The organism is Planktotalea sp., from assembly GCF_039984035.1.
In the GTDB taxonomy this organism is placed as follows: domain Bacteria; phylum Pseudomonadota; class Alphaproteobacteria; order Rhodobacterales; family Rhodobacteraceae; genus Planktotalea.
This window is the reverse complement of the sequence record NZ_JBDWVM010000070.1, coordinates 1-24,913: the sequence shown is the minus strand read 5'-3', so window position 1 is coordinate 24,913 and position 24,913 is coordinate 1. Positions and strand designations below refer to the sequence as shown.

Genomic DNA, 24,913 nt, shown 5'->3' with positions numbered 1-24,913 from the left:
TTCCAGGAAACAAGAAACCCAGAAAAACCAAGCGGCAGGGCCAACGCCCCAGCCGCCTTTTGCCGTGGCTACTCCACCCGCAGCTCCGACACCCACAAATCAGCCTCATAATCAGCGCCGTAAGCCGCAAGGCCGATGCTGCGCACATCTTCCGGCGCAAGCTCAGCTGGCAGGGACGTCGTAGAAGCCTCGAACGCACTCAGCTCCAACCGCACCTCGCGCCACTCCGCGCTCGTCTCAAACGACGCCTTGTAATTGTGCCACGGGCGGCGCGCTTGCTCTGTGCGCAGGAACACCGTGTAGCGCGCGCCATTGCCGCGCACGGTTAGCACCAACGCCTGCGCATCAGCTGCCAACCCGTCGGGGTAAAACCGTCGCACTTGGATGAAGCCACCATTGTTTTGGGTGCTGACCATCCCAGTCAAATGCATGCCCTCTTGCGTGATCTGCGCTTGGCCCGTCGATACGCCGCCCATCACATTATCCGCGACATAGCTCCATCGCTCTTGAGCACCCGCGTCGAAGGTTTCAATCATCTGCCCTTGCTCCGCCCATGCGCCGCTTGCGATCATCGTCATCGCACATATCCATCGTTTCATGCTGTGCTCCCTTTGCTCGTACACAGATGGAGCGCAATCGCGTTGAGGCAAGCCGCCCCGCTCACCCCGCCAACAGGCGCGCGGTGTAGACGATGCCAAACAAAACCGGCTGGTGGATCAGATAAATCGCAAGGCTATGCTGCCCCGGCCACGACAGCGCGCGCACCAATCTATTGTCAGCATGTGCTAACCCCGCCAATCGCGCCCAGCCGCCAAACGCATTGACGCCGCCCGCGATGCCCATGCCCAGCAGGTACATCCCGAACCACGGTAGCATCGGCACGTAATCCACCATCGCGGGTGTACCCGTCGACACTTTGCCCAGCCAGAGCCATCCGACACTGTCAAAGAACGGCCAAACACTCCAGAGCGGCATGCTCAAAACAACGACCCCGAGCGCAGCAGTCACCCAATAGGGCAATCGCAAAAACACCAGCCCCAACAGCCCCGCCAAGAAAAGGTGATGCAACACCCCAAAGCGCACAAATGCCGCGCCCATCGCCACATAGGTGCCCAAGCTCACCGCCAGCGCCGCAGCGCCCAGCACCGCCATGCGCCGCGCATATTTGCGCAAATCCACAGGCCCGCTCAGCGAGGCCAGCACAAGGCTCACGCCCGACAAAAAGATAAAGCTTCCCGCAATGCAGCGCGCGAACCAAACCCAGCCAAAGCTCGTCATGGTGCCACGCGGCGCGAACCCGAAGAGTTCAAGATCATAGGTAAAATGAAAGATCGCCATCGCCACAATCGCACAAGTACGTGCGATATCGATCAACATAACTCTGGGCGCATGCGCCATGGGCGATCTCCTCAGCGGGGCAAAGTCCGCTCAAACTAAGGCCGCAACGCGCGCAGCGAAACCCCAAGTTTACCCAAGCAAACGCTTGACGCCTCCGACCAACCCATGTGTTTTACCTCAGAGACCAATGAGGACCGGACACATGACTTTCCAAGACGCGACAATGCAGCTCCCCACTTGGGTTCAAATCTGGATGAACATCCTGCTGTTGGGCGCATTCATCATGCCCCTTTCCCTGCTCATCTGGAAACAAACGCGCATCACAGGTGTTATCACCTTTGTCGTCAGCGTGCTCGCAGGCTTCACCATCACGCTCATGTACGACAGTTTAGGAATGGTGCGTTTGCTCGGCCTGCCCCATGTCCTTCTTTGGACGCCACTGCTCGTCTACCTGATCAAACGCACGCGCGCAGATTTACCGGCAGTGCCCAAGGGAATCCTGTATTCCATCAGCGCCACGATCTTCATTTCGCTGCTCTTTGATTACTATGATGTCATCCGCTATTTGCTCGGTGATACGGCCTCGACGATCTAAAGCGCCTCGCCCTTTTTCAACAACTCACTCAGAAGATCGCGGAAGATTTCATTGCTGTCCCCGCCGCCAAAATGCAGCGCACCGCCCGAATAGGTCTGCCCATAACTGCGTGCAAGGTTCACAGTCTGGATCAAACCCGATAAAAGCTGTTCGTGCTCGAGTGGTGACAACGGGTGAATATACGTGCCCCAAACGCGCCCCTGCGCAACGGCATACCGCGCATCCAAGGCTGTGTCGAAATTGGCCTGCATCATGCGTTGCAATTCTTCCGGCTCAATCCCTTCGGCGCTGCGAATGGGTACCATGGCCCGCATGCGATCGGCCTGTTCATCGACAATGACCATGATCGGCACATCGCTGATCGTTAGCTCTATCGCGATCCCGCGTTGCACTGCCTCTGGATCGACCGTTAACAGAATCGCGCCCAATCGCGCGGCCGTCATCGCTGGCTCTTGCGGCGTTATTTCGGGTTCAGCATCCTGCGCAAACAAGGGCGCGGCGACAAGGGATAGGCAGATCAAAAGGCTTCGCATGGATACAGAGCTCCGTGTTGGGACACCCCACCTTAGGGCGCAAATCACGCTCCTGTCGAACCACACATCCGTGAAGCAGGTTTCAGCCTAACCCGCCTTCGCGTTGATTTCCGCAATCGCCTTTGCCACAGCGGCCTCAATGCTGAGATCAGAAGTATCAATTAAAACAGCATCTTCCGCGGGTTTCAACGGCGCTTCCGCGCGCCCCATATCCCGCGCATCGCGTGCCTGTACATCCGCCAAAACCTGGGCACGCGTGCTCGGATCACCTTTGGCAGACAGCTCCAAATAACGCCGTTCTGCACGCACTTCTGCAGAAGCTGTCACAAATAACTTCACCTTGGCATCGGGGCAAATCACCGTGCCAATGTCGCGCCCATCCAGAACTGCGCCACCTGCACGCATCGCAAAAGCGCGCTGAAAATCCACCAGCGCCGAGCGTACGTCAGCAATAACTGCAACGCGGCTGGCTGCCTGCGCCACATCGGGCGTGCGCAGACCTTCGACCTCTAGATCCTCCGCCGTCAGCGCGCGCGCCGCCTCTATCGGTTCAACGCCAAGTAACGTTTTGGCACCCACCGCACGATAGAGCAAACCAGTGTCCAAATGCGCAAAACCGAAATGCGCCGCCACCGCCTTGGACAAGGTTCCCTTGCCCGCCGCCGCAGGCCCATCAATCGCAATGGTAAACGCCGTCATGCGCGTCTCCTTGAAACAAAATAAACCGAAAGCATGCACAGTGCGAAAACCGCAAATTTTGCTAGGGTCACATAATGGACCAAGCTCACGGGGTTCGTCAAAACCGCAGGATCAAGATTGCCTTTTGTCGCCAATCCCATTCGAATCGCGAGCATCAAGTCCTCACCATAATCCAGCGCCATGAACGCGCAGGCCAGCGCAACGCCGACCCATCGGACAGGCCCCAAACCTCGGATCGCATGTACCAACATCACCCAAAGTCCGAACACCGTGATGAAGACAAAATCCACACCGAGGAGAATGAACTTATACAGACCCGCCTGCCCCGTTTCGCGCAGCTCCGCGCCAAGCGCGACAAGGTCAGCGTCAGAATAGCGGCCAATCTCGGCTTGCGGTGTAAACGAGACGTCAGGGCCAATCACAAAGCGCAACACAACAGCCATTCCCAAAAACAATGCGAGCGCGAGATACCCTAGCGCACGCACAAATGTCGGGCTGCGGCTCAAGCGTTCTGCCGTGTGATACGCGCGCCCAATTCTGCCATGAGCGGCTCAAAGATCGGGAAGGACGTCGCAATCGGACCCGCATCATCAACGCGCACAGGTTCTTGCGTGCTCATACCCAGCACGAGGAAGGACATGGCAATGCGGTGATCCAAATGGCTCGCGCACTGCGCGCCGCCCTTGACGCCGCCCATGCCGAGACCTTTGACGATCCACCAATCTGGGCCTTCGTCCACCTCAACACCATTGGCGCGCAAACCCGTCGCCATCGCATCAATGCGATCGCTTTCCTTGACGCGCAACTCTTTCACACCGCGCATCACCGTCTCGCCCGTCGCGTTCGCCGCAACGACAGAGAGCACAGGATATTCATCGATCATCGAGGCCGCACGCTCTGGCGGCACTTCGATGCCCTTCATATTCGGCGAATAGCGCGCGCGCAGATCGGCCATCGGCTCACCACCCTCAATGCGCTCGTTCTCATAGGTCAGATCAGCGCCCATATCGCGGAGCGTATCAAACAGACCCGCGCGCGTTGGGTTCAACCCAATGTTTGGCACCAAAACATTAGAGCCTTCGGTGATAAGCGCCGCACACACAGGAAACGCAGCAGAGGATGGATCACGCGGCACGGTAATCACCTGCGGCTTCAACTCAGGCTGACCCGTCAAAGTAATCACGCGGCCCTCTTCAGTCACCTCCACCGTCAACTCAGCGCCGAAACCTTGCAACATCCGCTCTGTATGATCGCGCGTCGCTTCCTTCTCGATCACCACCGTCTGACCGGGGGCATTCAAACCCGCCAGCAAGACCGCAGATTTCACCTGCGCCGACGGAACAGGCGTCGCATAGCGCACTGGCGTCGGCTCTTTGGCGCCAACGATGGTCATGGGAAGGCGACCACCCTCGCGGCCAACCGCCTCCGCGCCAAACAGCGCCAAAGGATCAGTGACCCGCGCCATAGGACGGCCATTCAGGCTCGCATCGCCCGTAAAAGTCGCAACAATCGGCGTCGTCGCCATCGCGCCCATAATCAGCCGCACGCCGGTGCCAGAGTTCCCGCAATCAATGACATTCTCAGGCTCAACAAAGCCGCCAACGCCAACGCCATGCACCGACCACTCGCCGCCACCATGATCCGTGACCTCAGCACCAAAGGCCTGCATCGCCTTGCCCGTGTCGAGAACATCCTCGCCCTCCAAGAGCCCCGTGATGCGCGTTTCCCCCACGGCCATCGCGCCAAGGATCAACGAGCGATGTGAAATCGACTTATCCCCCGGCACATCAGCGCGCCCCTTCAGCGGACCACACTTGGACGAGGACATAGGAACAGGAGTGCCATGAGAGGACATGTGCAGAACTTTCTTCAAAACCAGCTTACCGAGCCTGATAGCGCAACCGGTTTCTGGCGTCCATCGGATGGATATTCATCTTTCCAAATAAACTTGAAGACTCACAAGTACCATTACCCAATCAGCCCACACTGCGACTTACTTGTGCATACGGGTAGTACTTGGCGAAGACCCCTCCAAACCTTTGCGGTGAGCCAATTTTAACTTTCGCGCCGATGGCTGACCAATGGATATCCGTCGCTATGGTCAACAATTTCAAAATCAGAAAAGAGTGCGCGAGCGTCACCAGTAACCATATGATAGATTGCAACGCTTACTTGGCGCATTTCGATATCTCCAATAAGAGATCCACGCAGGTTAAGAAAGTGTCTGATCGAACGCGCGTTCGCCGTGACTGCAATCACTGTTTCAACCGCGTTCGGCAAAAGGCTTCTAGCTTCAGATCGAAGTCTACGTTTGGTTTCTAAATCTATTGCCTTGTTCGCGTCAGTCAGCTCGACAATTCTACGGTAGGCTTTGATCGTTTCTGACGTGCTTGCTTCCCAAAGTTCCTTTACCTCACTCTGCAGTCCCTCAGGAGGAACAACATTTGCCTTGCTTTCATCATGGTATTGCTGAGAGAGTTGGCTGAAGGAGAAGCCTATCCGATGACGTACTAACTGGTGCGTAAATGCTCGGCTAATACCATCCAAAATAAATGTCCAATTAGCATGCTCCAACACGCTTTCATGGCCTTTCTTCACCAAATTTTCAATATAGACGTCGTTAGGATAACGCATCTTAGAGGTGTCGTCTGAAAAGGACATATAGCAAATTCGTCCGCAGACTTCGACTAAGTGCTCGCCCTCGGAAGCACCCGAGCTTTCAACCCATGCCAATTCTCGGTCTTGAAGGAACCTTTGCAGTTCAGAGTTTTCGAAGCTGGGTCGAGATAATACATAAATTCTTGGTTGTGCCATGGTCTTCCGCCTCACTGTCATCGCCACCTACAATTTTCAATCAGAAGCTCCCCGATACTCGTCTACGAGCGTTCGAAGTTCACCTAACTCTACCGCGAGCCTTTCAAGCGTCTGAATGGCAACCTGATTGCTCATCTCGGCCTCAAGCTTTGTCAATCGGTTTAAGAGTTCATGCTCCACCGCACTGCTCTCTTTGTTGAACGCATACAATTTGTCCATAGCTTGCGTGTCTTTGAAACCGGCAATACCAGCCGAAACAATCGCTGCAAGGGCAACTGTTGCGATTGAGACCCAGTACTTTTTCATTTCTTCTTTAGCGAGGGTTGTCGCGACCGCTCGCTCCGCTGCGATAGTCATACGCCTCGTAAAATTGCCAAAATCTGGTGAAAGTGTATTCAGTAATTTAGACCTACTTTTGCGGCGATCTTTTTCAGTCTTCCTCGGCTCACCGACTCGACGGTCTGCGTAGCCATGCGCTACACTCGCACCCTCAAAACGAAATAGCAGCAGCGTCACGATAATGTCATTTCGATCAAGATAGATAGTCTCACGGCCTAAATTAATAACAGTAAAAGTGAGCTTACCTTTGTAACCAGGGTCGACATGCCCAGGATTTGTCATAAGAAGAGCTTTACGCGCAAGATGTGCCGGCGGGAAACCGAATGCAGAAATCTGGTTGCTGAATTTGAGCGTTTGTTGTGTTTCTACAATTGCGCTATGCCCTGGAAGTAACCGCAATCCCATGAGTGCTTGCGGCCATCGTTCAATCTCTTCGAGATTATGTATATCTTCCGGCGGGTCGAAAATTTGACCGACTGTGAGATCTAAGGAGCTTGGTTGAATTAAACAATTCGCACTTTCGAGATCAACATTGTGCGGGTCTAGGCCCGAAACTTCGAGTAGCCCACACTCAATTGCCTCGCGAATTTCCTTGTCGCCTAGAAGTCTGCCAGTCACTAGGTTCTCCTATTAGTCTAAATACATCTGTGCAAGTTCGGATATCTGTCATCTACGATCAACTAAGAACTATCACCTATTTTCGGGAAAGGCTTTCAAATTACCCAAAATGAAAAATTGCGGGAGCTAATCTAATAGTTTGCCCTAGAGTTCCAATAAAGGCACGTCTCCACGAATCGGAAAGGTCAAGCTCACCTTCTGCACTTAGCTAAAGTTAGAATCCACCGCGGCATCACGTAACATGGGCTCGAAGCAGAATTTCACCGATGACGCGAACGTCGACACCCCTCCGTAAGGTGCGTGGTATCACGCACCCTACTTGCGGATGAAAGTCAGATAGTGCGGGGTGCGCCCTTCGCGGAGCGCCTTTTGCTCGTAGCGCGTGGATATCCAATCGCTCCACGGCTGTTGCCAATCAGCCTGACTCTCGGCCGTCCATTCAAAACCCGCGCGCGGAACCTCTTCGAGGGTTTGGCGCACGTAATCTTCAATATCCGTCGCCACGCGCAGCTCCGCGCCCTTATGCATAACAGCCGCCAAAGCGTTCAAATGCTCGGGCGTTACAAATCGGCGGCGGTGGTGACGCTTTTTAGGCCACGGATCAGGATAATTCAAAAACGCCTTTGACACGGAGCCATCGGGCAGCACGTCAAACACATCGCGCACATCGCCGGCATGAATACGCAAATTAGGGACATTCGCCTCGCGGATTTTACCCAGCAACATCGCAACGCCGTTGATATAAGGTTCTGCCCCGATCAACCCCACATCAGGATTCTGCGCCGCTTGATGCACCGCATGTTCGCCGCCGCCAAAACCAATTTCGAGCCACAAAGGTTTGTCGCCAAACAACGCCTTCAGATCGAGTTTTTCGCGATCAGGATTGCTCTCCCAATCCACGCCTTGCAGCGACACTTCGGCCAAGTCCTCTTCCAGATAGACCTGTTGGCTACCACGCAGAGTATGGCCTTTGAAACGGCCATAAAAATTGCGCCATGGCGCACCGGAGGGATGTTTGAGATCGGGCTTTTTATCTGTCATGGCGCGCCTGTTATCTTGGCTGCGCGATCTTGTCGAGCAATTGCGCCAAACCTTTGGGATCAGAAAAGAACGGCGAATGTGAGGTTTGCATCGCGAAACGCTCCTTTGGTGCAAATCTGGCAGCCATTTCCGTCTGGAAATCAGGATCAATCGTGCGGTCTTCGGCGCAGCGAATGTAGGACTTCGCGACGCTTTCATAATCCGCGCCAAGGTTCAAAATCTGCGCTGTCGGTTTGATTGCTTGCGGTCTCAGTCGCTCCATCGCGAAGGCCACGGCCTCGTCCGAACAGTCGTGATAAAACAAATCTCGAATGCGTTCTGGAATGACCGTCCAACTTGATCCATCCGCGTTTTTTACAATCGCATCCACCAAGAATTGACGCTTCGCCATTTTGCGCATGTCGGCGAGTGACGTGCCAGACATCGGCGCATATGCGCAAAGATAGATCAGGCGCGCGATTTTTTCCGGCGAGACATCTGCAGCTGCAGCAATTGGAAAGCCTGCCATCGAATGACCGACAAGATGAACGCGGCCCTCAATGGCCCCGAGAATGGCGTCGCGATAACGCTCCAACGTGACCTCAGAAACCGGTGTTTGGTCATTCCCGTGGCTTGGCAGATCAAGCGCTCGCGCCGAGTGTCCCAGTGCTTCAAGCTCTGAGATCAGATCGCGCCAGCACCATGCCCCGTGACAGGAGCCATGCACCAAAAGGAACTCAGCCATCCTTGCTGTGGCCGATACTATCCATAAAGCGGATCAGATGTTTTGCGTAGATTTCCGGTTGCTCGACGCAGGGCAAATGCCCCGCTTTGCGGATCAACTCAAAGCCCGAACCCGGAATAAGCCCCATCAATTCGCGCACCATATCGGGCGGGGTGGACCCATCTTCGGCCCCTGCAATTCCAAGCGCGGGCAGACGCAATCCAGAGGTCGCAGAGATCATATCAGAGCGTGAAATCGCGCTCATGCAGGCGTTGAACCCTTTGGGTGACTGCCGCGTTAACATGTTGCGCCACATGTGCAATTCAGGGTTTTCCTTGAAGCCGTTGGAGAACCAGCGCTCTAGCGTGGCATCGGCCAGCGCTTCGATGCCGTGTTCCTCGACAGTGGCGATGCGTTCGGCCCACATGGCATCATTGCCGATCTTTGCGCCCGTGTTGGATAGAACCAGACCGCGCACCAGATCAAGGCGCTTCACGGCCAAGCCCTGCGCAATCAAACCGCCCATCGACAGGCCGACGACGACCGCATCTTTCGCTTCTAGGTGATCCATCAAGCGCTCAGCTTCTGTGATCAAAGCGCCCATAGAATAGGGGCCATCAGGACCCGCCGAAAGGCCATGACCACGGGTGTCATATCGGATGTAGCGCAGGCCGGTTTTGGGCATGTGATCAAGCACGTAATCCCAGAGGCGCAGGTCAGTCCCCAGCGAGTTGGAAAACAAAACAGGTGCCCCGTTTGGGTCCCCATCTTCGCGCCAATGCAGTTGCGTGTCGCCCGTATCAAACCAATTCATCGTTTGTCCCCCTCGCCCTTATCCTTGAGCGCCAAATGCACCATGATCTGACCGTGATCTGACGCCAGTTTGTTGTAGGGGGCCTCTGCATGCGCGCCATCTGTGAGATGGTCGTTCAGCACGCTGAAGTATTCCATTTCCCCCATCGTTCCGCCCGCCTCTGGTACGAAATGGCGTGAAAGATAGATTTGATCGATGCTCTCATACACGCCGCCAAAGGCTGACGTGAAGATCATATCACGCATGGATTTTTTCACAAAAAGCTTTTCGGCAGAGTGCAAACGCACCGATCCGAGTGCTTCTTGGATATGCTCGTTTTCGTCGCGGGAATAGCGATCGTTGGAGGCTTTGGCGTTGTGGCGCAGCATCCATGAATAATTCTTGAACGGTTTCTCGCCCGCGATGATTTCAGAACTAACCGCATGTTCGCTATCGTTGAAATCGCCCATGACAATCACAGGGCGACCTGCGTGCAATTCTTCGACAATCGCGCGGCGCAAAATCCATGCCTCGGCCATACGGCGCATTGCGGCGCGCGCGGCGCCGAGTGCGCGGCCAACTGGGTCGTATTTCGCAAGGTCCACCTCGGGCGCAAACTCTGCCCCCTCTGGGGTAACGAATTCACCGAGTTTGGATTTGAGGTGGCAGTTGAAGACCGTGACCACCTCTTTGCCCATAGGAACGCGCGCCTTCAGGATTGGCCGCGATAGGCGCGAAATGCGGAAATAGCCGCCATCGCCGCCGCCCATGTCCTGAAACGGAATTTCAAGCGGTTCATCCAAGTCCTGAATAATCTCAGGTGTGCCGTCAAAGCCAAAGCGCGACAGGATCGCAACGCCGGGGCGGCGGCTGCCTGCCTCGCCATCATTGAGGTTGGGGGCAAAGGCCAGCGCCGCGTCGCGATATCCTGTATAGCTTAGCTTGCGAAAAATCGCCTTCTTGCGATAGCGCTTGGAGCGATCAGGGATCACCGCCTCGTTGCTTTCCTCGCCAATTTCATCAGCCTCAGCAATGACATCGCGTAAGGCTTTTTCCTCGAAAATCTCTTGGAAACCGACCAAATCCGCATCCATCGTGACGATCTGATCAGCAAGCCATGCTTCTTTCCAAGCGTGCTCTTCCTCGGTGTAAATCTGGAATTTGTAGTATTCTTTTTCCGCGCCAATCAGATTTTTGACGTTGAAACTGGCAATCGTTACGCGTTTCATTTTGACCTACTCCAAGGTTGCCAAAGCGCGTTCAAACACGGCTTTGTCGACGTTCCCGCCTGATGCCGTCACGATGACGGTATCGGCCTCAATTTCTTGCCCATGAAAGAGCGCGGCCGCCAGCGCAACCGCGCCGCCCGGTTCAATCACAATGCGCAGGCGCTCAAAGGCGAGCGCCATCGCTTTGAGGCAGTCCCCTTCGCTTACTACCAGCCCAGCGCCGCAAAGACGGTTCATAATGGGAAAGGTGATATCCCCCGGCTGCGGTGTCACAATCGCATCGCAGATTGAACCGCTTAGGGCCGCGTTGCGTTTGATCGTGCCCGCGCTCAAGGACCGCGCGGCATCATCAAAACCCTCGGGTTCTGCAGGGCGCACTTTGAAACTTGGGGCGTCTGCCTCAAGCGCCAAAGCGATACCGGACGTCAGCCCGCCGCCGCCACAACATGCGATCACCTCGGCATGCTCAATGCCTTCCTCTGCGGCTTGTTCAGCGATCTCTAACCCGCAGGTGCCCTGCCCCGCGATCACGAAGGGTTCGTCATAGGGTTTGACCAATGTCAGCCCGCGTTCATTTGCAATTTTTGCGCCGATTGCGTCTCGATCTTCGCTGGCGCGATCATAAAGCACGACCTCCGCGCCCAGCGCTTTGGTGTTTTCGATCTTAACCCTTGGCGCATCTTTGGGCATGATGATCACAGCCGAAGTGTCATGCATTTTGGCCGCCAAAGTCACGCCCTGCGCATGGTTGCCGCTCGAGAACGCGATGACGCCTTTGGCGCGCACTTCGGGGTCCATGCCAGAGAGCGCTGACCAACCGCCACGAAATTTGAAACTGCCCGTGTGCTGCAAACATTCTGCTTTGAGAAAGACGCGTTTGCCTGCGATCTCGTCCAGAAAAGGCGAGGACAACAAAGGCGTGCGGCGCACAACGCCTTGCCCTCGCGCATAGGCAGCGCGGATCATCTCAAGGTTCATTGCATCTCTCCAATCCAATTCTGAAGAAGGGTTACACATTCAGGCTCATCCAAGAACGGCACATGAGCGCGATTTGGAACGACTGTGCCTTTTGCGCGCGGCAAGCGGCGCAGCATTTCGGTGTAGGTTTCGTCCGATAGTAAATCAGAATTCGCGCCGCGAATGATGGCGCAGGGCAACCCGTTCAGCGCTTCTAGCATCGGCCAAAGATCAGGCACATCGACGGTGCTCGCCGCCTCAACAGCGTCGCGGAGTTTCGGGTCATAGCTCAGCTCCAACCCCTCTTCGGTCTGCACAAAGAATTTCGCCACTTCCTGATCCCAACGCGATTGCGGCACGTCTTTGAATGTATCGCGCTGCACATAGGCGAGCGCGGCGGCGGCCTCTGCCAATGTCTTAGCTTTGGGCTTTTTGCCCAGATAGGTCATGATCGCTTCAATCCCTTTGGGATCGATCACAGGGCCAACATCGTTGATCGCCACACCCAAAAGGCGCGCTTTGACTGTCGCGGCCAAACCCATCGCGATCAAACCACCGCGGGAAGTACCAAGGATCGCAGCCTGTGCAAGGCCCAAGTGATCCAGCAATTCGAGCGCATCCTGCGCCTCTCGCATGAGTGTGTAGGTGTTGAAATCTTCCGCCCACTCGGATTGTCCACGGCCCCGATAATCCAGCCGGATCACGCGGTTGCCCTTAAGATGCGGCAGCACATAGTCAAAGTCGCGCCCGTCGCGCGTTAGGCCCGACAGGCAGAGAATGGGCAGGCCGTCGCCTTCATCCTCATAGTGCAGCGATAAGCCGTCAGAGGTTTCAAACCTTGGCATTACAGACCCGCAAGTTTTGGAATATCCGTAAGGTCGCCCATCGTGTGATGGGGTTCTGCGAAAAGGCGATCCATCGGCTCACCCGCGCGGTTGACCCATGCGGTTTCAAAGCCAAAGCCGCTCGCGCCTGCGGCGTCCCAACCGTTGGAAGAGACGAACAGCACTTCATCCGCCTTGCAGCCAAAGCGATCCAGAACCATTTGATAGACGCGCGCGTCAGGCTTGAAGATGCCAATGTCTTCGACTGACAAAACTTCATCAAGCAACGTTTCAATCCCAGCGGATTCAACCGCGCCTGTCAGCATATCAGGCGCGCCATTGGACAGGATCGCGGTTTGCAAGCCAGCTGCTTTTAGCGTGGTCAACATCTTAGGCACTTCTTTATAAGCCTGCAGTTCCCAATAGAGCGCAAGGAGGCGTTCGCGCAGTTCCATATCGCCATCAAGCCCCGTGCGTTCCAGCGCATAGTCCAGACCGTTTTTCGTGACAGTCCAGAAATCGATGTGATTGTCGGTGATTGCGCGCAGCCATGTGTATTGAAGTTGCTTCTGACGCCAGAATTCCGCCAGCTCCATCCACTTTTCCGCCAAGGCGTGACGCCCGACTTCGCCAGCGGCAATGCGCGCGGCGGCGCCTACGTCGAACAGCGTGCCATAGGCGTCGAATACACAAATCTTTATCGGCATAGTGCCCCCCTGTTTTGTCGCACCATGGCGCGCGGGTGCAGGCGGGGCAAGAGCGCGTGCTTTAGATTTTCAGCAAAACCGCACCATTTCGCCCTGCGCGCATCACACGTTCGTGCGCGGCGGCGGCGTTTTCCAGTGGCATGATGTCGTGAACGGCAGGCACTAAGGCACCGGCAGTGAGCGCATTGTGCAGCTTTTGCACCGCAGCGGCGCGTTCATTTGGCCTTAGGATATAGACCAGCGCAATATCAATTGTGATCGCTTTGAACAGCAACGGACCAAAAGGGAGCGTTGGCGCAAGATCGATTTGAGAGCCATAGGCAGAGATTACGCCATTTGCGCGCACGACCTCAGCAAGGAGGTTAACGTTTGCGCCGAACTCAACTTCGACCGCGCGGTCCACACCCTTGCCCTCAGTAAGCGCAAGGATTTGCCCCGCAAGGTCGGGCGCGCGGTAGTCGAGCAAATGGTCCGCGCCTGCCGCCTTGACCCGCTCAAACGCGGAGGGGGACGCCGTTGCGATCACTGTCGCGCCGCCCCATTTTGCCAGCTGAACAGCGTTATGGCCCACCGCGCCTGCACCGCCAGATATCAGCAAGGTTTGCCGCGTCACATCACCGCCGCCAAAGACAGTGTGCGCGGCTGTGAGCCCCGGAATGCCGAGCGTAGCGCCCGTTTCAAAGGAGACCTCATCAGGCAGTTTAACCGCTTGCTCCGCAGGCAATGTTATGGCGTCAGCGGCAGTCCCAAAGGCGCGCTGCCATTGGCCGTTCCAGATCCAGACCCGCTGCCCCACGCGCGCGGGATCGACGCCTGCGCCAACTGCATCAATCACGCCGGACCCATCGGAATGCGGGATTACCAGTTCGAAGGGCGGCTTGGTCACGCCCGGGCGCGACCCTCTGCGCGATTTAGCATCGGACGGGTTTACGCCAGAGAATTTAAGAGCGACACGCACCTCGCCTGCTTGGGGTTCAGGCATATCGACATCGTGCAAGGCCAACACCTCTGCGGCCTCACCAAACTTTGAATAACAAATCGCACGCATCGGCTGTCCTTACTCTTGTGGAATGAACCCCGTGTCTGCTGTGCAGAAGGGTTCAAATTGAAGTCTCAACACATCGTTATCATACGTCAAAACGCCCAAATCAGGCGCTTCATGTGCGGGTTTAAAGCTGTCCCAATCCCAAGCGGGTATGGGCGGCGGTGCTTGATAAAGCACGGAGCGAATGGACGCGAAAGGCAGGTCTTTGACGGTGCCAAGCATAGGGCGGTGTACATGCCCCATAAGCAAATGACGCAGATTGGGTGCCTCTGTCAGCAGGTTAAGAAGCCCTGTTTCCTCTGGCACGCGACTACGATCCAACACCGGATAGCCAAGGGGCAAAGGTGGATGGTGGCAAAAAACCAAAGTCGGGATGACTGTATCGCGCTTTAGCTCGGCCGCAAGCCACTCGCGGCGCGCGGTGCAGAATGATCCATCACCGCTGCCAGTCGTCAGGGTATCTAGACAGATCAGGCGCAGACCATCTACCGTGATGGCATATTGGATGAAATCATCTTGGGTATTCTCAGGAAGCGGCAGAGCGTTCCGAAACAGCGCGCGTTCGTCGTGATTGCCAGTCATGGGCAGATAGCGCATGCCCAAACGCGCCAGACGGGAAGCAAGCTCTTGATAATTTTCAGCGTTGGCCGTTTCGACCATATCGCCGGAAATGATGCAAATCTCGGCATCAGCGTGATGGGCTGTGATGTAGTCGGTCAACGCATCCAAACGCGCGCAAGGCTCATATCCGAACTGCGTGCCTGAGGCCTCAAAGTGAAGATCGCTAAACCAGAGGAGTTTGCCCATTCAGATTGGCTATGACCGACGCAACCGAATGACGACATCCACCTTGGCAATTTCCATGCCTTCTGGCGCATCGGGCAAGGCCGCGATCACCAGATCATCCGCGCTTGCATCTGTCAGGCGACCTTCGTCTTCCCAATAGAAATGCGGGTGATCGTGCATGTTGGTGTCAAAATAGCTTTTGGAGCCATCAACCGTAACTTCCTGCACTAGCCCAGCATCGCAAAAGGCGCGCAGCGTGTTGTAGACGGTCGCGAGAGAAACGCTTTCGCCGTGCCCCTTGGCAGAGGCAAACAGGCTCTCGGCGGTGACATGGCGGTTCTTTCCGTCGCCCACCAGCAAATCCGCCAAAGCCAAACGTTGTTTGGTTGGGCGCAGGCCCGCACCTGAAAGCCAATCGGCTGCGCGGTCTTGTGAGCTGAGCTGTGTCATCCGTGGTCCTTGTCTATCTTCTCCACATATAAGCGCTTATGGACATGCTTTTCAATTGCCAGATGTGCGCATGTTTCAGCGCGTGACAAATAAAGGGTGCAGCGCCATGCATTTTGAGGCGTTGAGCGCTTAGGAGCGCGGCACGTTACGACAGATCGAACCCCTTGGCGCGCACGAATGCACCGAAGGATTGTCGCTCTGGCAGGGCGTACTGGCGGCTCTTGGCTTCTGACCAACCATATTCATCAGAGGTGCCAAACACCTCAGGAGCCACCTGTTTTTCATAGGGCTGAGCGGCTTCGCGCTGCTGATCGTACTGGGCAATCACGGCCTCGATCCCGTCCTCGGAAAAGCGATCCACGTGAACCGTTGCCTCCAGCGGCAATCTCATACTCACCTTGGGCTCTGGGGTCTTGGGGTGTCCAAAGGCCAGTCCAGCCACGGGAAACACATGATCGGGTAATTCAAGCAAATCGCTCAGTTCTGTAGGTTTATTTCGAACAGCACTGATCGGGCAGCATCCCAATCCCATGGCTTCCGCTGCCGTTACAAAGGCTGACAAAGCGATTCCCGCATCGACGGCCGCATTGAAGAACGCATCAAGATGATCATTCACAAACGCATGGCCGCGCATATCGTGCACGAGGCGTTGGCGTCGATTATTTCCGCAAAACACAACAAGATTGGGCACTGCGGTCACCCAAGTTTGTCCGCCTACCAGTTCAGCAATGGCATCCCGAACCTTAGGGTCGCGGACGACAACGATGTCGCGTTGCTGCAAATCGCTTTTCGTTGGGGACGCTAATGCGATCCCGCAGAGCAAACGAATGGTGTCGAGATCGACATGATCATCCTTGAATTCACGGCAAGAGCCGCGCTCTGCCATGCTTTTGAGCAGGGCGTTTTCGCTAAGCTGCCCTTGGTCACGGACGGGTTCGCCATACCTGAACGTCAGGCTTTTCGTATCATGTGCCATAAGCTTTCCGCGTTAGGGTGATGATCGATATTATAAGCGCCTTTTCAATAAGACTGTCTAGGAAAACCCAGCTTGCGCCTCTCTGCACGCCAATGTTAGACAACGAAAAAGCATTAAACACTGGAGCGAACATGTCTAATTTCCCAAGCAGCTTTGATAAAGACGACCTGCTCAAGTGCGCGCGAGGCGAGCTGTTTGGTGAGGGCAACGCCCAATTGCCAGCTCCGCCCATGTTGATGATGGACCGTATCACAGATTGCTCCGGCGATGGCGGTGCCCACGGCAAAGGTCACATCACGGCGGAATTCGACATCACGCCGGACCTTTGGTTCTTTGACTGTCACTTCCCTGGCAACCCGATTATGCCCGGCTGCCTTGGCCTTGATGGTCTGTGGCAACTCACCGGTTTCAACCTTGGCTGGCGCGGCTGGCAAGGGCGCGGGTATGCGCTGGGCGTGGGTGAAGTGAAGCTGAAAGGCATGGTGCGCCCTGATCGCAAGATGCTGACGTATAAGATCGATTTCACCAAAGCGATCCAAACCCGCCGCCTTACCATGGGCGTCGCGGATGGCATCGTGGAAGCGGATGGTGAAGTGATCTACGAAGTCACAGGCATGAAAGTCGCGCTCAGCGAAAGCTAAGGGCGCCGGCCAAAGCCGTCTCTTAGAACTGTTGATCTGGATGGTCGGAGCGATAGCGTTCTGACCATTTTTTGTTGCGTTCATTGGCAAGCTTGGCGAGTGGGGGTGCCTGACCTCTGAGCGTTTTACACGTAACACCTAGCGCATCGGCAACGCGTTGTAGCTGACCATATGGGTCTTGCGACAAGGCCTCGTAAGGAATTTTAAGGGGCTCAATACTCTGGTCCTCAAACCACGTTTCCCACGCCTTATCTGCAGCAATAAACCCTTCCAATTCTGCTGTGATTGCCTTGGCGTTGTATATCGGTTCTCGCGCTGGGGCGCTGCGTTCAATTTCCGTACCATCAGACGCCATATGCCACAGGCCAGACTGCATTGCGGTCACGACCGAAATCGCTTGATTGAGCTTGTTTGCGCGTGACAGATGAACAAAAAGGGTTCGACCAAATGCCGCTTCGATACGGTCTTTGTCACCCATGCTTTGAGGGAAAAGAAGCTCTAGTTGTTGAACGAAGAAATCAAAACTGTCTCTTTGCAATCGCAATCCAAAAATATCGCTGTCACCACGGCCCTTGAGTTGAGCGGCGTGAAACACCGCAGTTAATGCCGCGCGCTGATTGTCAAAGTCGTTTCCGTTTAACCCATGGTAGGCCAGCCACTTTTCCAATGATGGTTCATGAAAATGGGAGTCTGGAGATCCCGCCGTTTTTAGCTGCGCCAACATACGGCACAATAAGGTACTGCCACTGCGTGGGCTGGTACAGATAATGTAGGCATCGAATTGCTTCATGAGGAAAGGCTATTCAAACAAAATGCGCCTGTCATCTGCGAACATCAAACCAATAGGGCCGCTTATGTCGGCTTAAGGTTCACGCCGCCTTGTGGTGCCTTTGCGCACATAGCAGCGTTATCGCAACGAAAACGTGCTTAACGTCACCTCTCACGCGCGAAGGCTGATGACGCCTTCACCTTTTGCACAAGTCACTTATTGAAGTTTCGCTTGCTCGGTCTTGACGTATTCAATCAATCGGCGAGACAGTTGTTTTTGCGGACCGATGTCTGGCCAAACAGCGTAGATGCCCAGATCGGGCGGGCTCCAGTGCGGGAGCACTTCAATCAGCCGCCCGTCCGCGAGTTCGGCATCCGCTTCGCTGTCGGGCAAATGTTGGATACCCAACCCTTCGAGAATAGCGGTTTTTGCGGATGAAAGGGAATGCACCTCAAGGCGGACGTTTTCAGGTTCAAAGTTGACCTGTTCCCCGTTGTTCACCAGCGTCATCGCATCGGGCAGCATGGCGATCGAGATGAAGTCGCAGGTTTGCAAATCCTCAAGTGTTTTGATCGGCCTCCGTCCGGCCAGATAGTCCGGGCTTGCAACGAGCTTGCGCCCAAAGGTGCCAATACGTTTGCTCTTGAGTGAGCTGTCGCGCAGCACACCGAGGCGAAAGGCGAGATCGAAACCCTCCTTCACCAAATCAACGGGATAGTCGCTTGTGTGCATTGAGACCGCCACCATGGGATGTTTGCGCGCAAACCGAAGGATTGCGCGGTGCAGCGGACTGCGTTCCCCGAAAGCGGGCAAGGTTATGCGCAGCGCGCCCGTAGGCTGCTCGCTCGTTTCGGTCAGAATATCAAGCGCCTCTTGCGCAGCATCTGCCATCGCGCGGGCCGCGGGCAGGATCGCTTGCCCCTCTGGTGTCAACGACAGCGAACGCGTGGATCGAAAGAAGAGAGATGCGCCAACCTTTGCTTCAAGCTTGGAGACATGGTGGCTGATCACAGAAGTCGAGAGTTTTAACCGCCGCCCAGCTGCGCTGAAGCTTCCCGCGTCATGGACCGCGACAAATACGGCGAGGGCGCGATAGTCATCCATCTTTCTAATCCATCGAACAATGATTGCTATTTATTTGGGATAATCAAACGATGCTCCGCTGTCTACATCTGTTGTCCATCGCAAGGAGACACAGATGACCCACAGTACCCTGACCTTCACGACAGATCATGGGTCCAAGTATTTGCAGCAGCTTGCCAAACACTTTGGACACAAGGTTCCCGTCACATTCACGCCCAGCGAAGGCGAAGTCACGCTCCCCTTTGGGACATGTGAAATGGCGGCCAGCGACACGGCATTGTCCATCACCGTTTTGGGGCAGCCGCGCCACTTGGACCGCTTGGAGCAGTTCATCGGCGATCATCTTGCCCGCTTCGCATTTCGCGAAAAACCAACGTTCACATGGCAGCGCGCTGCCTAACCTTATCAACTGGAGAAAAGATATGAAAAAGACCCTAACCACACTTGGCGCAGCCGCCATCAGCACGACTGCTGCCTTCGCAGATGTTGAGGCCAACAAAGCAACGGCAACCGCCGCAATGAACGAGGTTTTGGTTAGCCTCGATACATCCAAGATCGACACCTATTTTGCCGATCCCTACATCCAACACAATCCGCTCGCAGGCTCTGGCATTGATGCGCTTCGCGGTTTGGTGAACTATGCAAAAGACGGCCCTGGTTTTGGCCTAGAGACCGCGCGCATTATCGGCGAAGGCGACTTGGTCGTGATGCACAACGTCTGGGAAGGATTTGGCCCTGCCCCGATGGCGGCTTTCGATGTGTTCCGCTTTAACGAGGACGGCAAGATCGTCGAGCACTGGGACAATCTTCAGCCTATCGCTGAGACGCCAAATCCATCTGGGCGCACCCAAATTGACGGTGAAACGGCCATCACTGATTTGGACAAAACTGCCGAGAACAAAGCCTTGGTCGAAGACTTCATCACGCGTGTTCTAATCAAAGGCGAAAAGGTCGAATTCACGGACTACATCAATCCTGAGAAGTACCTACAGCATAACACACAAGCCGGTGACGGGCTTGATGGCTTGGGTGCATTCCTTGGGTATCTGGCCGAGAATGAGATCGCGTTCTATTATACCGATCTTGCGATGGTCGTGGCCGAAGGCAATTTCGTGTTTGCCGCCGCAGAGGGTGTGTTTGGCGATCAACCGACAGCTTATTTCGATTTATTTCGCCTCGAAGATGGACGGATTGTTGAGCATTGGGATGTGATTGCGGACATGCCCGCAGGTGATCTGCCTGAGGGGTACCCAGGCAAGTTCTAAGCGGGGGATTTTTACCTCGGTTCGAAGCTGCACTAAGAAACACACGCGGGCTGTCCTTTCGGCCGCCCGCGAGAGATCGTTAGTTTAGTGTGTATCAGACCAACAGCGCCGCTTCCTTCGGTTTAAGGAACTGACGCGCTTTTTGGCCGTAGCCTTCCAAATTTCCGCCAAATTGCGGGAAGAGGTCAAAGATTTCATTACGGCTTTGCGGGCTGAGCATGTCCATACATTGGGAACCTAAATACAGACTTTCGGACCACATGCCGTTGGCAAGGATCAAGCTGTGTTGGTCCAGCAAAATATGATAATAGGTCACCTGTGATTGTTGGTTGCGATAGGCGTAATCGGCATTCAGCAACGCTTTTGCAGGTGTCAGAATTTCCTCTGTGCCGAAGAGCAATGTCGCTTTCCAATGATCATTGAGAACCGCGTGGTTTGGCGAGAGTTTGGTATCGCGGCTGGGGATGTTTTCGCCAAAGGCATGCGCCTTGATCGTGATCGGCTGCATATCTTGGTGTGCCGCGCCCAAACCCGAGAATTTACGCTCGCCAATCCAGCGGATTTTCTGGGTGCCGAAATCTTTGGTGATGACCTCATCACCAACGCAAAGCTCTTCAACGGGGCGTTCGCCACTTGCGGTCAGGATCTGCGTTCCAGTGGTGAAGCAGATATAGCTGCTGCCCGGGGTCGGTGGATTGGCGAGAGAATAGTCACCATTCTCATCCCGCACGAGCGAGGTGATGTTCTGAATTTGGCCCGTATTGTCTAGCTGTGTTGCTGTTTGCCCGGCAAACGGATCACCTGACGCAGGCGTGACGGTGTAGCTTGAGCCGCTCCAATTGTAGAGGCCAAAAGTCTGGAGCGTTGAGATGTCATAGAGGCCAACCGCATCGTTGGCGTGTAGACGGATGTTTGTACCGTCTTCGGAAGAGCCAAACGTATAGTGCAAGATACCATCGTCGTCATTGCTATCCATATCCACGTCTTCGGAATATAGAAAGCCGTCGGTGACAGTATAGATGTCGCTCGCAACGGGTGGAGCCCCGGTTGGGCCACCTTCATTCCTGTCATAGATAACCAAACGCAGGTTTTCTGGGTTCGGGTAGTCATCTGGCACACGCACTTCGAGAAAATCAAAGGTGCCTGTCCCTAGATATTTAATCTCTGAAATGACCGGATCTGGCATTTACCCAACTCGAACTTATTAACACTTTTCCTGAATATTGGGCTTTTATGGCGCAAATGGGGCAATGGGGCGCAACGCTCTATATCGTTGCAGTAACTGCAACAATCCAAACGTCTCGATTTTCGTGGTTCAGTCTCAGCTTTTAGGGCGTACCCGCGCCGCGCTTTTGTCGGCGAAAGCGGCAAGGCGCGCACGTGCATCGGGCTGGGTGTTAACGACCCCTGCTACGACCGCCTCAGCATAGGCTGCATCCATGGCGGACATGTTCTGCATGTGGCTGACAGCTGAGCAGATCGCGAAGTTGGACAGGGGCAGGTTTTCCGCGGCGCGGCGCGCAAGATCGAGAGCCGCGTCAAAAGCGGATCCTTCAACGATATATTGTGCGAGACCAACATCGACCGCTTCCTGACCCTGATAGACACGGCCCATGAGCATCATGTCGATCATGCGCGCCTTGCCCACCAAGTCAGTCACGCGGATCGTCGCGCCGCCGCCTGTGAACAACCCGCGTTGACCCTCTGGCAGCGCGAAATACGCCGATTGATCCATCACGCGCACATGCGCCGAACTCGCCAATTCAAGGCCGCCGCCAACAACCGCACCTTGCAACGCGGCAATAATGGGCACACCGCCATATTCCATTTTATTGAACGCTTCATGCCAGCGCAGGCAAACATGCATAAAATCTGCAGGGCTGCGATCTTCGTCATGGTGCTCGATCAGATCGAGACCTGCGCAAAAATGATCTCCGGAGCCCGCCAGAACAACCGCCCGCACACCTGCACGCGGTGCTATGGAAAAGAAAGTGACCAGTTCTTCGATCGTATCAATATCAAGCGCGTTTCGCTTGGTCGGGCGATTAAGCGTTACAATCCAAACCCCATCTTCATGTGCTTCCAACGCAAGGTTCTTATAAACTGATGTATCGATTTCAACTGACATAGGGATGTCCTTTTACAAAGGGCTTTCACATTTCTGATGTGGCCTCAAAGTTGGCTATCGGCTCTCCAAACCCCTCGCAAGCCTTTGTGTCCTGCCGCACAAAGTGACGCGGCGTTACCCTCCTGCTATGGGCTTTACCATGCTTTTGGCACCACCCCCATCGCGCTCCTTTGACGCTTGGGGTGCGAAAATTAAACACCTTGTGATTGAATTTAGTTTCGGTCAGTGTGCCCGCGCAATTGAGTCGCCGGGATTAAGTGAGCCACCGTGAACTTTAATATAGCAGTGCGCCGACGCAGAGTAGAACTTATCGGGCTCGAGCTGATTTCCGCGCTCACCAAATCCAATCTAGGGCGCAACAAATCCATTATTGCGATTTACCTCATGGCATTCTCAGATGACCCGTGGACAATTTCGGGATTGGCAAATGCTGCTGAAATGGATCGTGCAATCATTCGTGCCCACATTAATAAAGGAATCGAAGACGGAGAATATGAACGCCGTAAAGACGGATTTGTTTTGACCCAAAAGGGTTGGATCGTTTGTTTCCGCCGTGTGCGCAAATGGCAACGCCTTATTCATCCAGATGTACGACGCTTTCTGTATCGTTTCTTTAAGGAACGTAAATCGTCATCACCGCTCAAAGAATACTTTATGTTTATTCTTTCACTTGATCGGCTGGCCCGTATCGTGAAGCTCGAATTTTCATATGTCGCTGCGCTGAAGGTGATCGAATGGGAAGCCGGACGTGCGGGTGCCACAATTAAGGATGTCGCCGCGAGAACAGGGTTTTCTTACAGTGTTATTCACAAACAATTCTCAAAGATGGACGAGCAAGGGTATATTCTGCGCTGCAATGGTGCTTATGCGCTGACTCAAGCTGGAAAGCGTCATAGCTTTCGGATTTTCATTTCATCCTGGCGCTCTGTTACATTAAAGGAATGGATCGTCGCGCTTAAAATGATGACAGCGCCCCCCTGATATTCCACGATCCCCCACCCTAAAGCCTCAAAACTCCACGATCCCCCATGTGGTGCCTAGTGAAACAAGCGCAAGTGTCCTAACGACGCCCCAATAGCTTTGGCAGTGCCATAACACTGCGTAGAAAAGTTATTGAGGAGTTACAGAGTGCTGCATCAATTGTGGAACGGTGCAGACAAGACTTAACGAGTGGGACTGAGAGCCGCAGAGTGAGGTCGCGAGATCGCGTGCTTTCAAAATTGACCCAATCCCATTGTGAAAGCCCTGCGTGAGTTGCAGGGCTTTCCTTTGTCCACGACCCTGCACAATTAAACCTACGCCATAACGAGCAACATCGCCGATGAGGCGTTGCGCCGGCCTCTCCCCCTTGCACCTACGTCATGCTCTGCCATACATAGGCGCAACACCACTTAGAAGGAGTGCGCCATGCGCCGTGTCGTCGTTACAGGTCTGGGCATCGTGTCCAGTATTGGCAACAATGCAACTGAGGTTCTCGCCTCTTTGCAAGAAGGCCGTTCAGGTATTACCGCCAACGAAGACATGAAAGAGCATGGGTTTCGCAGCCAAATCGCAGGCGCGATTGATCTGGACATTAAGGACCACATCGACAAGCGCACATTGCGTTTCATGGGCCCCGGTTCTGCCTATGCGCATATTGCGATGGGTCAGGCGATTGCCGACGCGGGTCTGAGCGAGAAAGAGATCATCAACCCGATGACAGGTTTGATTGCAGGGTCTGGTGGTCCATCCACATCTGCCATGCTCGCCGCGCATCAGGTTGTTCTGAAATCAGGCGCGACAAAACGTATTGGACCATTCGCGGTTCCTAAGACAATGTCCTCGACCGTGTCCGCCAACCTTGCGACGGCGTATCAGATCAAGGGTATGAATTTCTCGATCACGTCGGCCTGCTCCACATCTTTGCACTGCATTGGTATGGCGGCGCAGCAAATCGCGCTCGGTCTGCAAGACACGATGTTTGCGGGTGGCGGTGAAGAATTGGATTGGACACTGTCCTGCCTGTTCGACGCGATGGGCGCGATGTCGTCCAAGTATAATGACACGCCTGACAAAGCCTCCCGCGCGTTTGACGCAAATCGCGATGGGTTCGTGATTGGCGGCGGCGGCGGTATGGTCGTTTTGGAAAGCTTAGAGAGCGCTCAGGCGCGCGGCGCAAAGATTTACGCGGAAGTCACAGGATTTAGCGCGACATCTGATGGCGCTGACATGGTGGCCCCCTCTGGCGAGGGCGGTGAGCGTGCGATGCGCGGCGCGTTGCGCACGTTGAATGAAGATCGCAAGGTCAGCTACATCAACGCGCACGGCACATCGACGCCGGTCGGCGATGTGGGCGAAATCGAAGCGGTGCGCCGCGTCTTTGGCGAAGGATCAACGCCGCCAGTGTCCTCTACGAAGTCGATGACGGGCCACTCCCAAGGTGCAACAGGCGCGCAAGAAGCGATCTATTGCTTGCTCGCCCTAGAGAACGATTTCATCATCCCATCGATCAACGTGGAAACGCTTGATCCCGCTTTGAACCCAGCAGAAATCGCGACAGCGCGCGTGGATAACGCTGGGCTTGATACGGTGATGACCAAC

Annotated in this window: 29 protein-coding genes; 6 read left to right on the top strand and 23 right to left on the bottom strand. The window is 55.0% G+C overall.

All coding sequences use genetic code 11. The features are described 5' to 3' along the window. Positions 1-68: 68 nt before the first annotated feature. Both ABJQ89_RS03200 and ABJQ89_RS03195 read right to left on the bottom strand, forming a co-directional pair. Positions 69-599 (bottom strand): CIA30 family protein, encoded by a 531-nt coding sequence (locus ABJQ89_RS03200; RefSeq protein WP_348494829.1) that lies wholly within the window; start codon positions 597-599, stop codon positions 69-71. Between the two features lie 61 nt (positions 600-660). Further along, positions 661-1,398 carry a heparan-alpha-glucosaminide N-acetyltransferase gene (locus tag ABJQ89_RS03195; protein WP_348494828.1) on the bottom strand — a complete coding sequence of 246 codons (738 nt, stop codon included), beginning with the start codon at positions 1,396-1,398 and terminating at the stop codon, positions 661-663. A 142-nt stretch (positions 1,399-1,540) separates the two neighbouring features. Here ABJQ89_RS03195 and ABJQ89_RS03190 point away from each other — a divergent pair, with 142 nt between their 5' ends. Beyond that, entirely contained in the window at positions 1,541-1,933 is a 393-nt protein-coding gene (locus tag ABJQ89_RS03190; protein WP_348494827.1) for a hypothetical protein, read from the top strand. Here ABJQ89_RS03190 and ABJQ89_RS03185 read toward each other — a convergent pair. The 17 genes from ABJQ89_RS03185 to ABJQ89_RS03105 form a co-directional block, all read right to left on the bottom strand. Continuing rightward, positions 1,930-2,466: a hypothetical protein gene (locus ABJQ89_RS03185; RefSeq protein WP_348494826.1), complete on the bottom strand. Its 537-nt coding sequence runs from the start codon at positions 2,464-2,466 to the stop codon at positions 1,930-1,932. The two genes, ABJQ89_RS03190 and ABJQ89_RS03185, sit on opposite strands and share 4 nt — an antisense overlap. An 87-nt stretch (positions 2,467-2,553) precedes the next feature. Further along, positions 2,554-3,165, bottom strand: a complete 612-nt coding sequence (locus tag ABJQ89_RS03180; protein WP_348494825.1) for a d(CMP) kinase — start codon at positions 3,163-3,165, stop codon at positions 2,554-2,556. Next, positions 3,162-3,671, bottom strand: coding sequence for a hypothetical protein (locus ABJQ89_RS03175; RefSeq protein WP_348494824.1), 510 nt, complete (start codon positions 3,669-3,671; stop codon positions 3,162-3,164). Before ABJQ89_RS03175 ends, ABJQ89_RS03180 begins: the two co-directional genes overlap by 4 nt. Continuing rightward, entirely contained in the window at positions 3,668-5,020 is a 1,353-nt protein-coding gene (gene aroA / locus ABJQ89_RS03170; RefSeq protein ID WP_348494823.1) for a 3-phosphoshikimate 1-carboxyvinyltransferase, read from the bottom strand. The genes ABJQ89_RS03175 and aroA overlap by 4 nt, the downstream gene beginning before the upstream one ends. Before the next feature lie 200 nt (positions 5,021-5,220). Continuing rightward, positions 5,221-5,979, bottom strand: coding sequence for an FAD-dependent thymidylate synthase (gene thyX, locus ABJQ89_RS03165; RefSeq protein WP_348494822.1), 759 nt, complete (start codon positions 5,977-5,979; stop codon positions 5,221-5,223). 36 nt (positions 5,980-6,015) lie between these two features. After that, a complete protein-coding gene (locus ABJQ89_RS03160) occupies positions 6,016-6,936 on the bottom strand; it encodes a hypothetical protein (protein ID WP_348494821.1) in 921 nt (306 codons plus the stop codon). A gap of 315 nt (positions 6,937-7,251) precedes the next feature. Beyond that, positions 7,252-7,977: a tRNA (guanosine(46)-N7)-methyltransferase TrmB gene (trmB, locus tag ABJQ89_RS03155; RefSeq protein ID WP_348494820.1), complete on the bottom strand. Its 726-nt coding sequence runs from the start codon at positions 7,975-7,977 to the stop codon at positions 7,252-7,254. 10 nt (positions 7,978-7,987) lie between these two features. Then, on the bottom strand, positions 7,988-8,701 hold the full coding sequence (locus tag ABJQ89_RS03150; protein WP_348494819.1) for an alpha/beta fold hydrolase: 714 nt from the start codon (positions 8,699-8,701) through the stop codon (positions 7,988-7,990). Next, positions 8,694-9,494, bottom strand: a complete 801-nt coding sequence (pcaD, locus tag ABJQ89_RS03145) for a 3-oxoadipate enol-lactonase (protein WP_348494818.1) — start codon at positions 9,492-9,494, stop codon at positions 8,694-8,696. Before pcaD ends, ABJQ89_RS03150 begins: the two co-directional genes overlap by 8 nt. After that, positions 9,491-10,702: an endonuclease/exonuclease/phosphatase family protein gene (locus ABJQ89_RS03140; protein WP_348494817.1), complete on the bottom strand. Its 1,212-nt coding sequence runs from the start codon at positions 10,700-10,702 to the stop codon at positions 9,491-9,493. Before ABJQ89_RS03140 ends, pcaD begins: the two co-directional genes overlap by 4 nt. A gap of 6 nt (positions 10,703-10,708) precedes the next feature. Further along, complete coding sequence (locus ABJQ89_RS03135) at positions 10,709-11,680, bottom strand: threonine/serine dehydratase (RefSeq protein WP_348494816.1); 972 nt, start codon at positions 11,678-11,680, stop codon at positions 10,709-10,711. Continuing rightward, positions 11,677-12,504 (bottom strand): alpha/beta hydrolase, encoded by an 828-nt coding sequence (locus ABJQ89_RS03130; protein WP_348494815.1) that lies wholly within the window; start codon positions 12,502-12,504, stop codon positions 11,677-11,679. The genes ABJQ89_RS03135 and ABJQ89_RS03130 overlap by 4 nt, the downstream gene beginning before the upstream one ends. Next, on the bottom strand, positions 12,504-13,190 hold the full coding sequence (locus ABJQ89_RS03125; protein WP_348494814.1) for a haloacid dehalogenase type II: 687 nt from the start codon (positions 13,188-13,190) through the stop codon (positions 12,504-12,506). The genes ABJQ89_RS03130 and ABJQ89_RS03125 overlap by 1 nt, the downstream gene beginning before the upstream one ends. A 61-nt stretch (positions 13,191-13,251) precedes the next feature. Then, positions 13,252-14,238: an NADPH:quinone reductase gene (locus ABJQ89_RS03120; RefSeq protein ID WP_348494813.1), complete on the bottom strand. Its 987-nt coding sequence runs from the start codon at positions 14,236-14,238 to the stop codon at positions 13,252-13,254. Between the two features lie 9 nt (positions 14,239-14,247). Continuing rightward, entirely contained in the window at positions 14,248-15,042 is a 795-nt protein-coding gene (locus ABJQ89_RS03115; RefSeq protein WP_348494812.1) for a metallophosphoesterase, read from the bottom strand. Between the two features lie 9 nt (positions 15,043-15,051). Beyond that, positions 15,052-15,471 (bottom strand): iron response transcriptional regulator IrrA, encoded by a 420-nt coding sequence (gene irrA, locus ABJQ89_RS03110; protein ID WP_348494811.1) that lies wholly within the window; start codon positions 15,469-15,471, stop codon positions 15,052-15,054. 145 nt (positions 15,472-15,616) lie between these two features. Continuing rightward, positions 15,617-16,447: a nitroreductase family protein gene (locus tag ABJQ89_RS03105; protein ID WP_348494810.1), complete on the bottom strand. Its 831-nt coding sequence runs from the start codon at positions 16,445-16,447 to the stop codon at positions 15,617-15,619. Positions 16,448-16,578: 131 nt separating this feature from the next. Here ABJQ89_RS03105 and fabA point away from each other — a divergent pair, with 131 nt between their 5' ends. Beyond that, on the top strand, positions 16,579-17,088 hold the full coding sequence (fabA, locus tag ABJQ89_RS03100) for a bifunctional 3-hydroxydecanoyl-ACP dehydratase/trans-2-decenoyl-ACP isomerase (protein ID WP_348494809.1): 510 nt from the start codon (positions 16,579-16,581) through the stop codon (positions 17,086-17,088). A 22-nt stretch (positions 17,089-17,110) separates the two neighbouring features. Here fabA and ABJQ89_RS03095 read toward each other — a convergent pair whose 3' ends face one another. Together ABJQ89_RS03095 and ABJQ89_RS03090 are read right to left on the bottom strand one after the other, a co-directional pair. Next, on the bottom strand, positions 17,111-17,878 hold the full coding sequence (locus tag ABJQ89_RS03095) for a Stf0 family sulfotransferase (protein WP_348494808.1): 768 nt from the start codon (positions 17,876-17,878) through the stop codon (positions 17,111-17,113). A gap of 195 nt (positions 17,879-18,073) precedes the next feature. Then, positions 18,074-18,961 carry a LysR substrate-binding domain-containing protein gene (locus ABJQ89_RS03090; RefSeq protein WP_348494807.1) on the bottom strand — a complete coding sequence of 296 codons (888 nt, stop codon included), beginning with the start codon at positions 18,959-18,961 and terminating at the stop codon, positions 18,074-18,076. Positions 18,962-19,055: 94 nt separating this feature from the next. On the opposite strand from ABJQ89_RS03090, the gene ABJQ89_RS03085 reads away from it, so the two are divergent. Together ABJQ89_RS03085 and ABJQ89_RS03080 are read left to right on the top strand one after the other, a co-directional pair. Then, positions 19,056-19,340 carry a DUF2218 domain-containing protein gene (locus ABJQ89_RS03085; protein ID WP_348494806.1) on the top strand — a complete coding sequence of 95 codons (285 nt, stop codon included), beginning with the start codon at positions 19,056-19,058 and terminating at the stop codon, positions 19,338-19,340. Between the two features lie 22 nt (positions 19,341-19,362). Next, positions 19,363-20,205, top strand: a complete 843-nt coding sequence (locus tag ABJQ89_RS03080) for a nuclear transport factor 2 family protein (RefSeq protein ID WP_348494805.1) — start codon at positions 19,363-19,365, stop codon at positions 20,203-20,205. 94 nt (positions 20,206-20,299) lie between these two features. On the opposite strand, the gene ABJQ89_RS03075 is transcribed toward ABJQ89_RS03080, so the two are convergent. Then, positions 20,300-21,391 (bottom strand): Hint domain-containing protein, encoded by a 1,092-nt coding sequence (locus tag ABJQ89_RS03075; protein WP_348494804.1) that lies wholly within the window; start codon positions 21,389-21,391, stop codon positions 20,300-20,302. A gap of 135 nt (positions 21,392-21,526) precedes the next feature. Further along, positions 21,527-22,333 carry a crotonase/enoyl-CoA hydratase family protein gene (locus ABJQ89_RS03070; RefSeq protein ID WP_348494803.1) on the bottom strand — a complete coding sequence of 269 codons (807 nt, stop codon included), beginning with the start codon at positions 22,331-22,333 and terminating at the stop codon, positions 21,527-21,529. Positions 22,334-22,600: 267 nt separating this feature from the next. On the opposite strand from ABJQ89_RS03070, the gene ABJQ89_RS03065 reads away from it, so the two are divergent. Both ABJQ89_RS03065 and ABJQ89_RS03060 read left to right on the top strand, forming a co-directional pair. Further along, the gene (locus tag ABJQ89_RS03065) at positions 22,601-23,314 is read left to right on the top strand and encodes a hypothetical protein (protein ID WP_348494802.1); all 714 of its coding nucleotides are present in this window, start codon (positions 22,601-22,603) and stop codon (positions 23,312-23,314) included. Between the two features lie 426 nt (positions 23,315-23,740). After that, on the top strand, positions 23,741-24,913 hold a 1,173-nt coding region (locus tag ABJQ89_RS03060; protein WP_348494801.1), incomplete at its 3' end, for a beta-ketoacyl synthase N-terminal-like domain-containing protein.